This window comes from Paenibacillus sp. lzh-N1 (genome assembly GCF_002872435.1).
Taxonomy (GTDB): Bacteria; Bacillota; Bacilli; order Paenibacillales; family Paenibacillaceae; genus Paenibacillus; species Paenibacillus polymyxa_C.
In genome coordinates, this window is the sequence record NZ_CP025696.1 from 1,134,745 (window position 1) to 1,150,854 (window position 16,110).

Sequence of the window (16,110 nt, forward strand, 5' to 3'; positions counted from 1 at the left end):
AAAAAAGGCCTGCCGGCGCTTAGCCAGCAGAGCCTATGACTCCATTGATTCAAGTAAAAGGAGCTATCCTGATGAACAAAGCTACGTTCTGAAGTAGCCGTATACTCGTTTCGAAGCTAAATCCTTTTTTGAAAATAAGCCATGCCGATGGGCATAACTTATTTTGCCCGGTGGACCGTCAGGTTGACCCGATTCGTCTCACACATAAATGTGGAGAGATGAACAGGCTCATCTTTTGCGTCAAAAGCAATTTTCAATATCCGGAACAAGTTCGCTCCAATATCACATTCAAGCAATTTCGCATAATCTTTGGTCGCACCAATTACATCAATGATCTTATCATTGCTCACGATCTCGGTGTTATAATCCTCCGACAGAATCTTGTAAGTCGATTCTTTCATTGCGATCTTCTTTTCCAAATCTGGAAACCGGGTGAGTGAATAATGGGCTATATCATAGAAAAGCGGGCGGTCATCTACATACATCAACCGTTCAAGCTCCAACACAGGGCTGCCTTCTTCAATATGAAGATGTCCGGCCACCTCTCCAGACGCCGGGATTACTTCGCTTCTTAATATCCGTGAGTTTGGAATCATGCCCAGCTGGTGGCTGAACTCTGAGAAACCGCTTACTGATAACAGTTCATTATGAAATTTGTTGGAGGCCACAAAGGTGCCTCTACGAGGAATTCGCGTCAGGGTTCCTTCCCGCACAAGCTCCTCAATCGCTTTCCGTATGGTGATTCGGCTTACACTATAAGTATCACAGAGCTCTGCTTCCGTTGGAATCTGTTCATCCGGTTTGTATCGTCCGTCCTGGATATCGTTCTTCAACATTTGCCTGATCTGCATGTACAGCGGCTGGGGGGTTGAAGGATTCAAATTCATGGTAAATTCATCCTTATCCATCAATGATTATAATAAGTATTATACATTGATGATTATCTCCAGTCACCATGCACCGAAATAACCTATCGTCTTCCCAGCTGTGATTGTCCCAAGCTCCAGGCAGTTCTCGACTGAAAGCCCTTTCAATCGACCGTAAATGAATCCGGCAATGAAGGAATCCCCAGCTCCCATCGTATCTACGACGTTCACCTTACCCACGCCGTGCGGAAAGAATTGTTCCCCGTCGTAAGCAAGTGAGCCGTTCTCTCCCAAGGTAGCCACGGCAATCTGCGCTCCTCTTTGCTTGACCTCTACCAAGAGTTGGCGGATATAGTCATCATCCTGAGTGTACGAAAAGAATGGATAGTCTACATATGGCGTTAACGTCTGTACCCGATCATCCTGCAGTTGATCTGAAAAATCAAAGGAAGTGATCAGGCCCTTTTCCTTAAAGAGAGGAAAGTACGGATCGGCATGGCCCCATATCCCCGAGTGGACGAGCTGATAACTGCCAGCAAAATCGAGCTCTTCTGCTGTAAGGAAAAATTGTGCCATAACTCCCTCGTCGTAATCGCCGAACTTCCGGTCATTCTCCACCATCTCTACGTGGGTTACCGCTGTTTTTCCGTCCTTTTTTGAAATCCGGGAAGTATCCACGCCCTTGTCCTGAATAGCCTGGATCATGATCTCCCCATAAATGTCGGTGCCCACCCAGCCCAGATAGGCCGTCTTTGCACCCATTTCAGTTAAATAGACGGCAACATTCACCGGATTGCCTCCAGGATAGGCTTTGCCACTTGCTTGATAGACATCCATGCAGTTATCCCCGACTGTAATGATTCTCATCTTGCTCCCGCCTTCCCTACTATTAAAGAATGAGCACTACAAAGTAGTGCTCAAATCAAATGCATCAATATAGAATGAACTAAAGACTGCGTATCTTAATATTCCATTTGGCGATAGTATCTTCTAAGTGTTAACGGATGATTTCTCTCACGCTCCAGGTAGGCGCTGATACGGCTTAGTACAGACCAGTTGATACTTACGGCAAAATGCTTTCTGAATTCCTCGCTGATGCCTTCCAAGGCAAAGTCTTTGGTATCAATAATCGTCAGTTTCTTCGTAATCTTCTCGGCGAATCTCTCCACTCGGTCCATCAGAGGTCTGGTCTCATCTTCGCCTTTCAACAAAATAACACTGGTATCTTCAACCACAAGCTCAAGCGTGCCATGGAAGAATTCCGCCGCATGAATCGACTTGGCATGAATCCACTGCATTTCTTCCAGGATACACATCGCGTAGGAGTACGTATTCCCCCACAGGTTGCCGGAGCCAACCATCATATGATAGTCAGTATCTTTATGTTCTTTTGCAAAAGCTTCCGCTTTAGGGTCAAAGGTCTTGACTGCGTCCAGAATCGCACGCGGCAATAAGGCAACTTCCTTCGTGAACTGCTCATATTGAGGGAACTCATTGTTGTTATACATGAACCGGAACACAACCATGTACAGGAGCATGAAGAATGTATCGAAGGAATGTTTCTCCGAGCCGGTTGTGATGCAGTGATCTACAATTTTGGTTAATGGAGTATCCCTTTCCGCCACAAGTGCAATCGTAGTCGCTCCCCGTTCCTTACAGAACTCGGCTGCCGCAACGGTCTCCTGCGTAGTTCCCGACACAGATGTAAAAATACATACGGAATTTTTACTGAAATGTCTGTTGTTCATCACCATAAACTCAGCGGCAATCGCCGCATGCACATCAATGGTCGAGTTTGATTTAAGAATATACTCATAAGGATACATCATCGCAATTGTGCCACCCGCACCAATCAGAAAAATATTGCTGTACCCTTTCTTGGCAATCCCGTCTACAATCTCTTCAATTTGTCCTCTAAAGGCCAGGCCCTCTTGCTCCACAAGCTTAAGGAATAACTGTTCGTCAAAATTCAACATTTACGTTCCCTCCCTAATACTGGAGCGGTTCCTCTCCAATATCATCCAATTTTATTTGTTATATACAGTAGTATAATCAGGCAATACAATTAAAACAACTCTTTTTGTAAAATCTGAAGGAAATCAGTAAGTTAGAGTTCGCTCCCTTCATTTCATCCGGGCTAAATGACTATATTGCTGCTGTCATGACTGCTTTTAGATCCATACTTCTTCTCCCAGTAGTAATACACAGGCAGACCCGTTGCGATGACGATCGCCGCGGCAATCATGCCCTGCACTGGAGCCCACGTAAAGGTTCCCCAAGCCAGCCATCCTGCCCCAAGGATAGCGAGAATAGTGGTTACTCTCCACATTGGCATGCGGTAAATCGGGTTATAATCCTCTCTCTTACGGCATTTATAGACTGCGGCAAAATCCAGAATGTTAATGACCAGCTGAATCAGCGTGAAATAACCAAGCAGTTCGGTTAAATTGCTGAAGAACACAAGAATACAGGCCAAGGTAACCTGAGCAATAATCGAGAAGCTTGGTGTTTCGAATTTAGGATGAACTTTTGCAAAACGCTGAAAGAACAGCCCATCTTTCGCCATGGCATACTCCAGGCGAGGCTGAAACATAATGCAAGAGCTCAAAGAACCCAGAATAACAATAGTCGCGGTAACGGCTACAAAGGATGAGGCCATGCCGGATAATCCGGGAATATACTTAACGGCGTCGGACACAGCCGAGCTGGAACCCATCAGTTTATCGAACGGCATTAGGCCAGTGACACATACCGCAAGCAGTGTATATAGACCCAATACAATCAGTACTGAAATAATTAATGCCCGAGGGAGAACTTTCCCTGGATTTTTGAATTCTCCAGCCATAAAACAAATGGCGGCCATTCCCGTGTAAGCCCACGTCGTGGCAGATACGCCACCAATTAAGCTTGAACTTGTCGCTCCTGCAGCAGGTGTGTATGCAAAGTTGTCAAAGTTCATGTACATGAGGCCCAGCACAATGACAATCAGGAAAGGGATGATTTTGATAGCCGTAATAATGACCTGAAAACTACCGCCTGCCTTGACACTTCGATAATGGATGGACGTGATGATCAGAATGATCGCTACTCCTAGCAGTTTACCGGCAATTCCAACGAAGAAAGGGAAGAAGCTCGCCAGGTAGGCAACAATGGCCAGAGCCATAATTGAAATGGACGGAGGATCGAGGGCCCAGAAGGTTGCCCATCCGTACAGAAAGGCCAAGGGCCTCCATCCTGCTTTATTCAGGTATACGTAACCGCTTCCATTTTGCGGGTAGGCAGTCGCCAATTCGGCCAGCACCATGACCTGCGGAATCGCAATAACCCCACCAATAATCCAGGCTAGAATTGAGATCGAGGGCATACCCGCAGCTTTTGCGACATCACCGGAAGAGACAAAGATTCCGGAACCTATCGTAGTTCCAACAGCGATGGCTAGGGCCGACCAAAAGCCCAGTTTTCGTGTAAGTGAGCTATTACTCATAACGAGTTCCTCCAAATCAAGGTGATAAGAATTGCATTCCCCTTATTTTCCTGACCGATTCCCTAAGTGCTTCCTGCGGATTCTGATAATAATTGAACCCCATAATCTCTAGTGTACAAGCTCCCTCGTAATTATGGCTCTGAAGACTGGTTAGATATTCCCGCCAATTCAGCACCCCATCATCGAGAGCCAGATGCGCATCAGACGAGCCGTCACCGTCGATCAGATGAAAATGAACCATCTCCGGGAGTAAGGAGAAATAATCTTCGGGTGTCTCGCTAGCGAGCTGCATCGCTACGGTGTCGATCATCCCTTTTAATGACGGGGAACGGATCTCCTCCAACATCCTCTTGATTCCCTTAGCATCGATAATAAGATTCGATTCGAATCGGGTCAGAGGCTCCAACGCTAAAGTCATCCCTTCCTTCTCAGCCACCCTGGATATCTGATAGATGGAGTCGCTCGCATATTTCCATGATTCCAATTGCGGTACAGCGAAGTCTCCTATTCCTGAAGTCACAAGCATCATATCGGTCTCCAGCTCCAGCGCCGCGTACAGATTATCTATGAAGTAATCGATGCTCTTCTGCCGTAGCTGGAGGTCAGAAGCGGCAATATTGAAGGGATAGACACACTGTTCCGGCGTATAACAGACGACCTTCATGTCTCGGGATTTCAGCTGCTGCCTCACGTGCCTCAAGTTGCCAAGAACATTCCGGTAGACGTATAAATGAGGCTCGCCCGCCCACAGCTCGATGTGCTCAATCCCAAGCTCGGCGACTTGGTCCAAGAAGTGCTCGAAAGGAAAATACCTGTACGTAATATTCATTCCTGCAATCTTCATCTGCTTCACCCCCTCTAATGTAAGCGCTTTTAATTGTTATGCCTTGTATTATAACTAGGAGTTACAAAGATTTCAATGTCTTTTTGAAAATAAATTAAAAAGTCATTCAGCCGGTTTCTATGTGGGTTGCTCAGCTCCTATAGGAGCAAAAAAAGCAAGCCTCAACGAGTACATTTGCTCGTTTGGCCTGCTTTTTTGTCCTGTCCAGGGATTAAGTGCTCTTGTAATCGCACCCACATTACTTTCGCTGAAGCACTGGCTTACTTATCATACCCTTTATACCTTACACTTGAGATGTGGGGCGAATTACGATCTCATTCACATCAACGTCAACCGGCTGCTCAATCGCGTACGCAATGGCACGGGCAATCGCCTCCGGTGGCAACGCGAACTGGTCACGAGACTCTTCGAGCCGGGCCCTCACCTCCAGATTCGTCACACCTTCAGCGAAATTCGTCCGAACCAAACCGGGTGAAATGATCGTTACCCGCACCTTATCACCGGCTTCCTGTCGCAAACCCTCAGAGATGGCGCGGACAGCGAATTTCGTGGCAGAATAAACAGACTGGTGCGGTACAGTTTTATGTCCTGCTGTAGAAGCAATGTTGACGAAATGTCCGGAACCCAGCTTGCGAAAGACAGGCAGTGCTGCGGCGATGCCGTACAAAACACCTTTAATGTTGACGTCGATCATGTCCTCCCAATCCTCAACACGCAAGTCGTCAAGGGGAGAAATCGGCATCACGCCGGCATTATTCACGAGAACGTCAATCGTGCCGAATCGCTCACATGCCAAATGGATGAGCTTGGTTACGTCCTCCCGCCGTCTGACGTCTGTGCTAGCATACACGACTTCACCGCCAACCTCCGCGATGCGGGCCGCAAGAGCTTCAAGGCGCTCAGGTCGCCGTGCCCCAAGTACGACTTTTGCCCCATGCTCAGCCAGTAAAAGTGTAGTTGCTTCACCAATCCCACTGCTTGCACCCGTAATGACAACAACTTTATCTTTGATTCCGGACAGGGTTGCATTCTGGATTAATCTCATTTCCGAATCCTTCTTTCATCTGGAAATTTGTCTTTCGCCTTGAATTATAAGAAATATCAAAATAAAGCAGATAGACGATTCATACGCGTTCCTTGCCTATTCCTGTCCGGTTTGAATTACAATATTCATATCAGATTAAATGAAAAAGGATTGGTGAATAAGTTTGAACCAACTCATTACGGAGTTAGCTAAGCAAATAGCACGGCATACGCCTAAGGATGGTTTACACCAAACAGCGATTCCAGAGCTTTGTTTCAGGCGCGCATCCGCGGAGTCGAAACCGACACATACCCTCAACATGCCCTCTCTTTACATAATTGCCCAAGGCTCTAAAACCGTCACGTTTGTTGGGGAAAGCCTCATGTGCGATTCGTCCAGTTATATGGTTGCATCCGTACATCTACCAGTGATTGGGAAAATTACTCATGCTTCTCCACAGTTGCCGTACCTAAGTTTACAATTAACACTTAGCCCTGATGTCATTATAGATATAAGCAAGAAATCTAGTTCGCAGAAAAAGGGAGTCACGGGAAGGGGCATTTTGGTTAATCCGTCCACTTCCTTTCTTTTAGATGCGATTCTACGCCTCGTCAATCTTTTAGATTCACCCACGGATATCGAGATACTAGCTCCACTCTACATCCGGGAGATATTTTATCGTGTGCTGGAGGGAGAGCAAGGAGCGTTACTCAGGCAGTTCGCCGTGATCGGAAGCTATGCACAAGGTATTTCAAATGCAATACATGTAATCAATCGTGACTATTCTGAACAGCTAGTCATTGAAGAGTTAGCAAAAAAAGTGAACATGAACCCAACAACCTTTCACAAGCACTTCAAAAGAGTAACGGGAACGAGCCCCCTTCAGTATCAAAAGATCATTCGATTGCAGAGCGCACGTCGACTGATGCTCACGGAAGGCTACGATGCTGCAACGGCAGGATTTCAGGTCGGTTACGAAAATCCTTCTCAGTTCAACCGAGAATACGCTCGCTTATTCGGACGCCCACCGATGAGAGATATCAGTCATCTACGTGACATAGAACTACCATCCCAGCTAATTTAGAAGTTTACCAACGTCAGGCAGATGAGTCAGCTGATGATGTCTTTTATCTGCCTTAAATAGAACATAAATAGCCCATCGCCCTGTAAATTGGAAGTAAAGAAGCACTGCCAGTACACTGTTAAGCTAACGGGCATCTCCACAATAAACATAGCTGCAATGGATTGATATGCGACCATCTTTTGACAAGAACAGTACATATAAACTGTGGAATAGTAGCATATTACAGTTGACCGTTATCTAGAAGGGAACTGTATTGCTATGGTTGACAAGTTAAAAAAATGGCTATTTAAGCAGCCTTCACGATCTAATAGTGGCACGAGCCCTGAACCAGTTAATGACGAAAAATTGACTGAGCTATCTGAGGAGCTGAGTGGCACGCTTAAGGACAACGTGACCATGCTGAAGCAGAAAATAGGACATAGCACGGATTTCATTCTTCGTTGTTTGAACGATAAACAGGGCAATCCGGTTCTCGCTGTAGGTTTTCTTCAAGGCCTGATTGATCAGCAAATTTTAACGACACTGCTGGAGGAACTTACTGCAGGTATTCGAAATGGGGATCTCTCTGATCGTAATGTTGAAAGTTGGTTGATGGATCGTATTCCTATTGGGGGCATCACTTGCCTTAAAAATGAGAAAGCACTTATCGATGCCGTTCTTTATGGACAGGTGGTTCTCCTTGTCGAAGGCAGCACCAAGGCCTTTGCTGCTTCTATGGGCGGGGGGGCTAAAAGAGCGGTTGAGGAGCCAACATCGCAGACAGTAATTCGCGGCCCTAAAGAGGGGTTTACCGAGGATATATCCACCAATATCGCACTCCTCCGGAGAAGGATCAAATCAACTGAACTCCACTTTGATTCTCGAATTATCGGATCATACACGCAAACGAAGGTATCGGTAGCATATGTTCGAGGCATTGCAGATCCAGAGGTGGTTAAGGAAATCTCCAAACGATTAGATTCCATTAACACTGATAGTATTCTCGAAAGTGGATATATCGAGGAATTTATTCAAGATGGGGTATGGACGCCCTTTCCAACCATGGTTAACACCGAGCGGCCGGATACTGTAGCAGGCAGCTTGCTTGAAGGGCAAGTAGCGATATTGGTTGATGGGACCCCATTTGTACTGATTGCTCCCGTAACCTTTTTTCGGTTCATCTCTTCCAGTGAGGACTACTACCAACGTTATGATCTAGCATCTTTTCTTCGGATCGTTCGGATGGCATCCTTTTTCTTGGCATTGCTTTTACCCGCGTTCTTTATTGCAACAACTACGTTTCACCAGGAAATGCTGCCTACAACAATGCTCATCACTTTAGCTGCACAGAGAGAAAACACACCATTGCCAGCCCTACTTGAGGCAATGATAATGGAGCTCACCTTCGAAGTCATCCGCGAAGCAGGAGTACGAATGCCTCGTGCCGTAGGGCCTGCAATCTCTATCGTTGGGGCTTTGGTTCTTGGACAAGCTGCCGTTCAGGCGGGATTGGTTTCCGCAGCTATGGTCATTGTGGTATCATTCACAGCCATCTGCAATTTTGTGTTACCTGCATTCAATATGGCTGGGTCTGTTCGTTTGCTCAGGTTTGTACTTATGCTAATGGCAGGTTTATTGGGGTTATACGGCGTTTTGTCAGTCTTGGTTCCCATCCTCGTTCGATTAGTATCTGTGAATTCGTTTGGCGTTCCTTATATGATGCCGCTCGCACCTTTCTATAAGAGCAATATGAAAGACCTGTTTGTGCGTGTACCTAGGTGGAAGATGAAGAAGCGGCCTGTAATGATTGGGGATTCCAATCCAGTAAAGCAGGCAACGGAACAGGAATCATTTGCAGAACAGGCAGGGGAACACGGCCGAGATCCCATGGCGTAAGGAGGAATCGATATGTCCCAATTAGGCAGGTTTATTTGGGTCTTGGTCATATTATTCATTTTGCCGGGTTGCTGGAACCGAGTCGAACTGAATGAGCTGTGGGTAACTGCGGCTACAGGAGTAGATATGATGGATGACGGACAGTGGATGGTGTCCTATCAGATTATTGTTCCCTCCGCCCTTGCAAGTGGTACCGGTGGAGGAACGGGAGGGTCTTCTCAACCGGCATCCCATGTATTCTCAGTAAAGTCCAAAACCTATAATCAGGCGTTATCGTACAGCAATTTAAAAACATCAAGACGAATTTACGTAGCACATAATCGTGTTGTATATATCGGCAAAAGAGCGGCTGAGAAGGGAATGGACCGTTTAATCGATTTTTATCTTCGTAATACGGAAGCGAGGGAGATGGTCAATATGATTGTAACGGACGGATTAGCATCCGATCTAATAAAGAAATTATTGCCGCCTGAAAAACTTCAAGGCGCCGCTATGGCTGAATTGGTCAACAAAGAGAGCGATATGATATCGTTGTTTCCAAAAGTTAGGGTTTATGAGTTCGTATTAAGTATGAACTCGGATTCCAAATCTATTGGAGTACCAGTCGCCGAGTTGATTGGAGAAAGGGACTATCAGGATGAGAAGGAAGCAGAGAGTCTGGATGTCTTCAAAAAAACCTCAACCCCGCTCAAGCTGGCACTGACTAAATTGGCGGTGTTCCAAAAAGGAAAGCTCAAAGGGTTTCTCAACAAGAAAGAGAGTCTGGGAGTATCTTATCTGTCTCAAAAGGTTAGCAATACTGAAGTTTCGTTTCCATGCGGTGAACAATCTAATAGGGAAATGTACTCTTCCCTGCTAGTAAACTCTGCTGATGTAAAGCTTACACCCAGAAAAACGAATTCTCATTACACTATGCAGGTTGGAGTGAAAATTAACGGGACTTTAAGTGAAACAACATGCACTAAGGATATTTCCAAGACGAAGACCATACATGATTTGGAAGAAGAGATTGCAAAAGAAGTGACCAGTACGATAAATGAGGGCTGGGCTAGACTTCAGGAACTTGGGGTAGATGCAACTGGTTTCGCTGACCGGATTCACCGGAGGTTCCCAAAAGAGTGGAAGACAGTGAAAAAAGACTGGGAGCAGGAATTCAAGAGGATAGAACTGGACATTCAAGTGGATGCACGGATTAAGCGTCCTGGACTCCTACAAAAGCGTATCGGAAGTCAAACCTAAACCAATTTGTATGAAGGGACTCAAAAAGTATGAGGGAAACCGTCACCAGGGTATCCGGGTTAGCTATCGCCTTTTCCTTGTTTCAGGTTGGCAGTACAACATTATTCCTATTGGGAGCTAAAGCCAAGCAGGATGCATGGCTAGCCATGCTGATCGGTGCACTTGCAGGCTTCGTCCTGCTAATCATGTATTTATACATGCATAAGCTTGACCCACACCGAGATTTGTATGAACTCCTATGCCATTATTGGGGAAAATGGGTTGGTAGTTTGGGTGGTCTTCTGTTCATCAGTTACTTTGCTTATGAAGCTTCCAGGAATGCCAGAGACATGGGTGAGCTCGGCGCATTGACATTGCTGAACAGAACCCCTACCGAAGTTATTACGTTTATAGCATTAATTGCCTGTGCCGATGTGGCATGGTTTGGGCCGAGAGTCTGGTTCCTTCTATGTCATATATTTTTTCTTCTGCTTTTTTTTGGTTACAGCACTTTACTCTTGCTTACTCCTTTTACGGGACTCATCCACTTTGAGTTTTTGTTTCCTGTATTGGAGAACGGTTTAACTCCCGTAGTGAAGGCTGCTATTCCCGAGATCATGTCTTTTCCCTTCGGTCAGACGATTCTTTTTCTTGTGTTGTTCAAGCTTGTCACGGATAAACGTAAATTAAAGCGATCGATCGTCATTGTTTACTGGATCACTGCTGTGTTCCTTATTTTAATGAATGAGCTAACAATCCTAGTTCTAGGTCCGGAATGGGCAGCATCAAGCACCTATCCCTTATTTGAAGTTACACAACTTATTCAGCTACCAAAAATCTTCGAGAGAGCTGATGTCCTATTTTCGATGATTCTATTTATTGGAATCGGAGTTAAAACTACTGGTTTTATGTTTGGCGCCGTCATTGGACTTCAAACAATAACCCCTCTTAGATATAAGCCTGCGTTACTGTTGCTAAGCATCATCATATACGGCCTTACGTTTCTCTCCCCAAGGTTAACCGAATTTTTGTGGTTCGGTCTTAATGTTGCTTTGATTCAAATCTGGCCTATCTTTCAGATTGCTCTACCTGTCCTCCTTTTCCTGACCATGCTAATTCGGAAGAAGAAGAGAAGGGCTTATAGTTAGTACCTATTTTTTCTTTTGGTTAATAAGCAGGTAAATAACCATATTATTGAAGCGCACCCCCTCGACTATTTATCTGATCTTTATGGTTACTTTGTCTTAACCTGCCAATTCAATTAATCATAACAGACAGCTTATTTTGTATACATTATTTGTAATGCAGCATTGCTTTTAATTACACATTAATTCATCACTTCTGAGAATCATAAATTTGTACAAGGGGTACTGTACAATACACTGTCCTTAGATTGTTCAACAAAAATCCCCGCCGAACAGTTCAGGTTAGCGGGGATTTGCTTTGCTTACGTTTAAGCTCCTCCAATGGTAACCTGAGGCTGGATACTATGGTGGTAAAAGGCTTGATCTGGAACAGTTATAATAAACAACAAAAAGCTAGCCGCGATAATCAGCAGTACCGTTTTTTTCAACATTAGTCATCCACACCTTTGCAATAAGATTTAAAAAAACAGCTTTGGTTTCAGGACTGCATGATTCCGAAAATGCGAAAATAGCCCCACCTTTACTAGACTAAAGGTTAGAAAAATGGTTGAAGATTGTCCAAAATCACAAAAAAAGCGCGACCCCCGAAAAGCTTGGAAGCCGCGCTGTGCTTGAATTTTATAAGATGCTGGTGAAGGGAATTGAACCCCCGACCTACGCATTACGAGTGCGTTGAAATAAAGTTTTGATGGGTTTTACAAAGCTCCTATAGCCTGTCCAACAATAAATAGGGTTCCGTCAGGTATTACAGATATCCGTATTTCGGTAGAAGATTTGGTAGAAGAAAATAATTGAGGCAACAAGTACAAGGCAGATGCCTTAATGGTCTCAAGTCCCTCCGTCTCATCTCCAGATCCTTCATAGCAGCATCCTACGGTCGCCTGCTGAAAACTGTAGACTGAACCGCGACGTTAAGCTAACGGGCAGGATAGTTCAAATACGTGGTATCATGTGGTGAGTAATTAATGGAGCCCTCTTTTACAATGTTGAGAATGGGGGAAATCGTGGTCGGCTTGGAATGGGAAGGTTTGTATAGAGAATTGTTGGGAGATGGAAACCAATTGCTTATGGAAGGCGCAATGGATGTCTGTCATCGCTTATCAAAGACCCATCGAATGTTCGTAATCACGAATGGTATCACTCACACGCAAATCAAACGCTTGAAGCAGTCTGGGCTATATAAGTTTTTCGAGGATATCTTTGATTCGCAAAGCATTGGTTATCAAAAACCGAAGGAAGAATTTTTCAATTACGTCATAAGTCATATTTCAGAATTTAATAGAAAGGATGCGCTTGTCATTGGAGATTCATTAAATACGGATATCAAAGGTGGTCTTCAGTCGGGCATTGACACCTGTTGGGTCAACAGAACCGGACAAATAAGTCCGGCAGAAATTAAAAGCACATATACAATCTCAAACTTAATGGAGCTCACTTCCATCTGTTAGGCTGTAAAAACAAATGCTTGTGCCGCCTCAATTATCACTTTTTGGTGACTATATCACAAAAAAGTGGGTACTGTTTTTCTTGTAACTTTTCCCCCATACTATCGTTCATAGGAGATTCATGAAGCAGACAGAGCATCCTATACCATATAAATCATTATAAAAGGAGTGTAATAGAATGGGGAAATTTGACGGGAAGGTAGCAGTTGTAACCGGAGGTACAAGCGGCATCGGTCTCGCGTCGGCACAACAGTTCGTAAAAGAAGGGGCTTACGTTTTTATCACGGGACGCAGACAACGTGAACTGGATGAAGCAGTAAAGCAGATCGGAAAGAATGTTACAGGTGTCCGAGGTGACATATCTAAATCGGAAGATCTAGATATATTATTCGAAACAGTTAAGCGAGAAAAGGGACACTTGGACATTCTCTTTGCAAATGCCGGACTAGGGTCATTGCTTCCATTAGGAGAAATTACAGAAGCACAATACTACAAGACTTTCGATGTCAACGTGAAAGGAACCATCTTTACAGTACAAAAGGCATTAGCTTTGTTTCCAAATAAAAGAGGTTCGATTATTCTAACGGGATCCACTGCTGGCTCGACGGGGATGCCAGCGTTTAGTATCTATGGTGCATCCAAGGCAGCGATCAGACAGCTCGTCCGCAGCTGGATTCTTGATATGAGAGGGACCGAAATTCGTATAAACATCCTTAGTCCGGGAACAATCGTAACGCCGGCGTACGATGAGTTATTTGGCTCTGAACTAGATCATTTCCTGGAACAGGCAAAAAATGATATTCCGCTCGGCAGAGTGGGGCAGGTTGAAGAGATCTCCAATGCTGTCATGTTCCTAGCCTCTAATGAAAGCAGCTATATGAACGGCGTTGAATTATTCGTAGATGGCGGAGTAGCTCAAGTTTAACCAGGACATAATAATTTTCAAACGACAAAGATTTTTTAAATCAACTTAAATGCGATTGTATTATCCCCTCCATGTAACGTTCAATTTTTCCTTCAGTGATCCTTGAAGGATCAAGCGATACATGAAGGGGATATTCTTAGATCGGGAGATGGTGCATTGATATGAAAACATTTTTCTGTGAACTGGAAGTTACACTAGAGGTTATCGGAGGAAAGTGGAAGGGGCTTGTTCTGTACTATTTAATAAAAGGACCTAAACGGACGGGAGAGCTTAAGCGACTCGTTCATAATATATCGCAAAAGATGCTGATTCAAACTCTTCGGGAACTGGAAACAGACGGATTAATTCGCAGAAAGATGTACAATCAGGTACCGCCTAAGGTGGAATATTCAACGACGGAACTGGGTCAATCACTTGAACCCATTTTGAGATCGCTTTGTGATTGGGGGGGGAATTACGCAAAGCAATCCTTCGCTCCGGGCGAGATTGAGATTTTGTATCTGGATTAACTGTCGGGGGACAAGAGCATAGTCCCATTTGAAGTCGCTATTTTAGCGGCTTTTTTGTTTTATCGTTTTACGTTGATGTTTTTGAGTGATGAGCAATATTCTAGTACAGGTTACTTCGTAATTAACAAGATGCACTACAAAACTAAGGACACAAAACTTGTCTCAGAGATTAATAAGTACGTCTTGGATTATGGCAAAAGCATCATGCCCCAGCTGTTGCCAGGAGTCTGAGCAAACAGGTAAGCGGTTGAGGCTAATGACAATGAACCCATTACGCTAACGGGAAACGTTAGTTCAATGAAACAGATGAAGCAGCGACAGTCTAGGGCATATTTTCTCGTCCTAGCCTACCGTTGTTTCTTTTATTGTAGTTATCAAAACTTTATTTTCAACATACATTTAAAGTTGATTCATATCAGTTCCGCCTTAAATGTCCGTCTGTAAGCAATTTTACAACTAAAAAGCTCTGCCGACCTTAAGGTTAGCAGAGCTTTTTAATTTATTTAGAGTATTCACTTACTTCAAACGTAAGGATACGATCAGCTGTTAACTCAATTGCATTAATATTAGGAATGCTTTCACTGCCGGGAATAGTTGTTCAACTGGTATCCCTGCTTAACATCAATGAGAAGAAAACTTTTTCATTGACTTCCCAGTGCCCTCATTGCAGACATTTAGTTGAAATGAAAATGAAAGAGGATTAAGAACATACGTTCCGTTTGTAAAATGCAGGTGGCCGCCGTAGCCCGTGAGGTAGAGGCCACCCTGCAAAGGATTTATTTAAACAGCAGTTGATTGAACCGTTTGCTCTTTAACGCGCTCTTTGTATTTGTTCAACTTTCCAGTGAGCTGTCCAGAAGATAGGCCGACACTACGAGCCAATCCCCAAAATGTTCCTCGATGCTGCATCTGAAGATCAATACTTTATGGCCTTCGAGCTCGCTGCTTCTACTGGCATGCGTCAAAGTGAGATACTTGCACTACCCCGATCAGAGGTAGATTTACAGAAAAAACGGCTTCGGTTCGACAAGCTTATACCATTTCTGAAATAGGACATGATCTTGATGATACTAAGAATGATAGTAGCGTTCGCTCCATCGCACTGTTTGCTAATACCGTTAATTTTCTGGAAAATCACTTTAGAAAGCAAGAACATGAGCAAGCCAGAAATAAGCTATACAATGATTCAGGCTTAGTAATTCAAACGAGTGTGGGAACGCCTCTCGGCCCCCGCAATCTTATGAGACATTACTATCGTATTTTAGACAGAATTGTAAAGGAACATCCCGACTTTCCTCGGATTCGTTTCCACGATCTGCGACACACTCATGCAACACTACTTCTCAAAGCTGGTATCCATCCAAAGATCGTTCAAGAGCGACTTGGACATTCGTCTATCAATGTAACTCTGGATACCTATTCACATGTTCTTCCGAATCTCCAAGAAGCGGTGTTAAAAAACATTGGCGATTCAATCACAGGAGAGAGCATTAGCACCGAAGAACCCACTTTATTAGACTAAAGGGTAGAAAAATGGTAGAAGAATGCTCGCTCCAACGAAAAAGCGCGACCTCCAAAAAGCTTGGAAGCCGCGCTGTGCTTGAGTTTTATAAGATGCTGGTGAAGGGAATTGAACCCCCGACCTACGCATTACGAGTGCGTTGCTCTACCCCTGAGCTACACCAGCAGGT

Annotated in this window: 15 protein-coding genes and 2 tRNA genes; 8 read left to right on the top strand and 9 right to left on the bottom strand. The window is 44.5% G+C overall.

The annotated features are described in order from the left end of the window. Positions 1–158 precede the first annotated feature (158 nt). From C0638_RS05130 to C0638_RS05155, 6 genes are all read right to left on the bottom strand, one after another. The gene (locus C0638_RS05130; protein WP_058710992.1) at positions 159–887 is read right to left on the bottom strand and encodes a GntR family transcriptional regulator; all 729 of its coding nucleotides are present in this window, start codon (positions 885–887) and stop codon (positions 159–161) included. Between the two features lie 63 nt (positions 888–950). Next, positions 951–1,733, bottom strand: a complete 783-nt coding sequence (gene frlD / locus C0638_RS05135; RefSeq protein ID WP_058710993.1) for a fructoselysine 6-kinase — start codon at positions 1,731–1,733, stop codon at positions 951–953. Between the two features lie 95 nt (positions 1,734–1,828). Beyond that, positions 1,829–2,842 carry an SIS domain-containing protein gene (locus C0638_RS05140; RefSeq protein ID WP_058710994.1) on the bottom strand — a complete coding sequence of 338 codons (1,014 nt, stop codon included), beginning with the start codon at positions 2,840–2,842 and terminating at the stop codon, positions 1,829–1,831. Positions 2,843–3,003: 161 nt separating this feature from the next. After that, positions 3,004–4,350, bottom strand: coding sequence for an amino acid permease (locus tag C0638_RS05145; protein ID WP_058710995.1), 1,347 nt, complete (start codon positions 4,348–4,350; stop codon positions 3,004–3,006). A 16-nt stretch (positions 4,351–4,366) separates the two neighbouring features. Further along, positions 4,367–5,194 (bottom strand): TIM barrel protein, encoded by an 828-nt coding sequence (locus C0638_RS05150; protein WP_058710996.1) that lies wholly within the window; start codon positions 5,192–5,194, stop codon positions 4,367–4,369. Positions 5,195–5,477: 283 nt separating this feature from the next. Continuing rightward, positions 5,478–6,239 (bottom strand): SDR family oxidoreductase, encoded by a 762-nt coding sequence (locus C0638_RS05155; RefSeq protein ID WP_013369149.1) that lies wholly within the window; start codon positions 6,237–6,239, stop codon positions 5,478–5,480. Between the two features lie 163 nt (positions 6,240–6,402). Here C0638_RS05155 and C0638_RS05160 point away from each other — a divergent pair, with 163 nt between their 5' ends. The 4 genes from C0638_RS05160 (at position 6,403) to C0638_RS05175 (ending at position 11,543) form a co-directional block, all read left to right on the top strand. Continuing rightward, the gene (locus tag C0638_RS05160; RefSeq protein ID WP_058710997.1) at positions 6,403–7,302 is read left to right on the top strand and encodes an AraC family transcriptional regulator; all 900 of its coding nucleotides are present in this window, start codon (positions 6,403–6,405) and stop codon (positions 7,300–7,302) included. Positions 7,303–7,560: 258 nt separating this feature from the next. Then, on the top strand, positions 7,561–9,177 hold the full coding sequence (locus C0638_RS05165) for a spore germination protein (protein ID WP_058710998.1): 1,617 nt from the start codon (positions 7,561–7,563) through the stop codon (positions 9,175–9,177). 12 nt (positions 9,178–9,189) lie between these two features. Continuing rightward, positions 9,190–10,416 carry a Ger(x)C family spore germination protein gene (locus C0638_RS05170; RefSeq protein WP_013369146.1) on the top strand — a complete coding sequence of 409 codons (1,227 nt, stop codon included), beginning with the start codon at positions 9,190–9,192 and terminating at the stop codon, positions 10,414–10,416. Positions 10,417–10,445: 29 nt separating this feature from the next. Further along, entirely contained in the window at positions 10,446–11,543 is a 1,098-nt protein-coding gene (locus tag C0638_RS05175) for a GerAB/ArcD/ProY family transporter (protein ID WP_013369145.1), read from the top strand. Between the two features lie 305 nt (positions 11,544–11,848). Here the strand turns inward: C0638_RS05175 and C0638_RS25975 are convergent, their stop codons facing one another. Further along, complete coding sequence (locus tag C0638_RS25975) at positions 11,849–11,971, bottom strand: hypothetical protein (RefSeq protein WP_013369144.1); 123 nt, start codon at positions 11,969–11,971, stop codon at positions 11,849–11,851. Between the two features lie 195 nt (positions 11,972–12,166). Then, positions 12,167–12,253 (bottom strand) — tRNA-Thr (locus C0638_RS25135). Between the two features lie 270 nt (positions 12,254–12,523). Between C0638_RS25135 and C0638_RS05180 the strand changes: the two genes are divergently transcribed. The 4 genes from C0638_RS05180 (at position 12,524) to C0638_RS05195 (ending at position 15,941) form a co-directional block, all read left to right on the top strand. Beyond that, entirely contained in the window at positions 12,524–12,988 is a 465-nt protein-coding gene (locus C0638_RS05180; RefSeq protein WP_226888891.1) for an HAD-IA family hydrolase, read from the top strand. A 175-nt stretch (positions 12,989–13,163) separates the two neighbouring features. Beyond that, positions 13,164–13,910 carry an SDR family NAD(P)-dependent oxidoreductase gene (locus C0638_RS05185; protein WP_058711000.1) on the top strand — a complete coding sequence of 249 codons (747 nt, stop codon included), beginning with the start codon at positions 13,164–13,166 and terminating at the stop codon, positions 13,908–13,910. Positions 13,911–14,071: 161 nt separating this feature from the next. Then, positions 14,072–14,419, top strand: coding sequence for a winged helix-turn-helix transcriptional regulator (locus C0638_RS05190; protein ID WP_058711001.1), 348 nt, complete (start codon positions 14,072–14,074; stop codon positions 14,417–14,419). 1,240 nt (positions 14,420–15,659) lie between these two features. After that, positions 15,660–15,941 carry a tyrosine-type recombinase/integrase gene (locus C0638_RS05195; RefSeq protein ID WP_082689631.1) on the top strand — a complete coding sequence of 94 codons (282 nt, stop codon included), beginning with the start codon at positions 15,660–15,662 and terminating at the stop codon, positions 15,939–15,941. Between the two features lie 93 nt (positions 15,942–16,034). Here the strand turns inward: C0638_RS05195 and C0638_RS05200 are convergent. Continuing rightward, positions 16,035–16,106 (bottom strand) — tRNA-Thr (locus C0638_RS05200). Between the last annotated feature and the right edge of the window lie 4 nt (positions 16,107–16,110).

Bases quoted from the DNA above. Each gene is read 5' to 3' on its own strand.
- C0638_RS05130 (WP_058710992.1), bottom strand. From the start codon at position 887: ATGAATTTGAATCCTTCAACCCCCCAGCCGCTGTACATGCAGATCAGG.
- frlD (WP_058710993.1), bottom strand. From the start codon at position 1,733: ATGAGAATCATTACAGTCGGGGATAACTGCATGGATGTCTATCAAGCA.
- C0638_RS05140 (WP_058710994.1), bottom strand. From the start codon at position 2,842: ATGTTGAATTTTGACGAACAGTTATTCCTTAAGCTTGTGGAGCAAGAG.
- C0638_RS05145 (WP_058710995.1), bottom strand. From the start codon at position 4,350: ATGAGTAATAGCTCACTTACACGAAAACTGGGCTTTTGGTCGGCCCTA.
- C0638_RS05150 (WP_058710996.1), bottom strand. From the start codon at position 5,194: ATGAAGATTGCAGGAATGAATATTACGTACAGGTATTTTCCTTTCGAG.
- C0638_RS05155 (WP_013369149.1), bottom strand. From the start codon at position 6,239: ATGAGATTAATCCAGAATGCAACCCTGTCCGGAATCAAAGATAAAGTT.
- C0638_RS05165 (WP_058710998.1), top strand. From the start codon at position 7,561: ATGGTTGACAAGTTAAAAAAATGGCTATTTAAGCAGCCTTCACGATCT.
- C0638_RS05170 (WP_013369146.1), top strand. From the start codon at position 9,190: ATGTCCCAATTAGGCAGGTTTATTTGGGTCTTGGTCATATTATTCATT.
- C0638_RS05175 (WP_013369145.1), top strand. From the start codon at position 10,446: ATGAGGGAAACCGTCACCAGGGTATCCGGGTTAGCTATCGCCTTTTCC.
- C0638_RS25975 (WP_013369144.1), bottom strand. From the start codon at position 11,971: ATGTTGAAAAAAACGGTACTGCTGATTATCGCGGCTAGCTTTTTGTTG.
- C0638_RS05180 (WP_226888891.1), top strand. From the start codon at position 12,524: ATGTTGAGAATGGGGGAAATCGTGGTCGGCTTGGAATGGGAAGGTTTG.
- C0638_RS05185 (WP_058711000.1), top strand. From the start codon at position 13,164: ATGGGGAAATTTGACGGGAAGGTAGCAGTTGTAACCGGAGGTACAAGC.
- C0638_RS05190 (WP_058711001.1), top strand. From the start codon at position 14,072: ATGAAAACATTTTTCTGTGAACTGGAAGTTACACTAGAGGTTATCGGA.
- C0638_RS05195 (WP_082689631.1), top strand. From the start codon at position 15,660: ATGAGACATTACTATCGTATTTTAGACAGAATTGTAAAGGAACATCCC.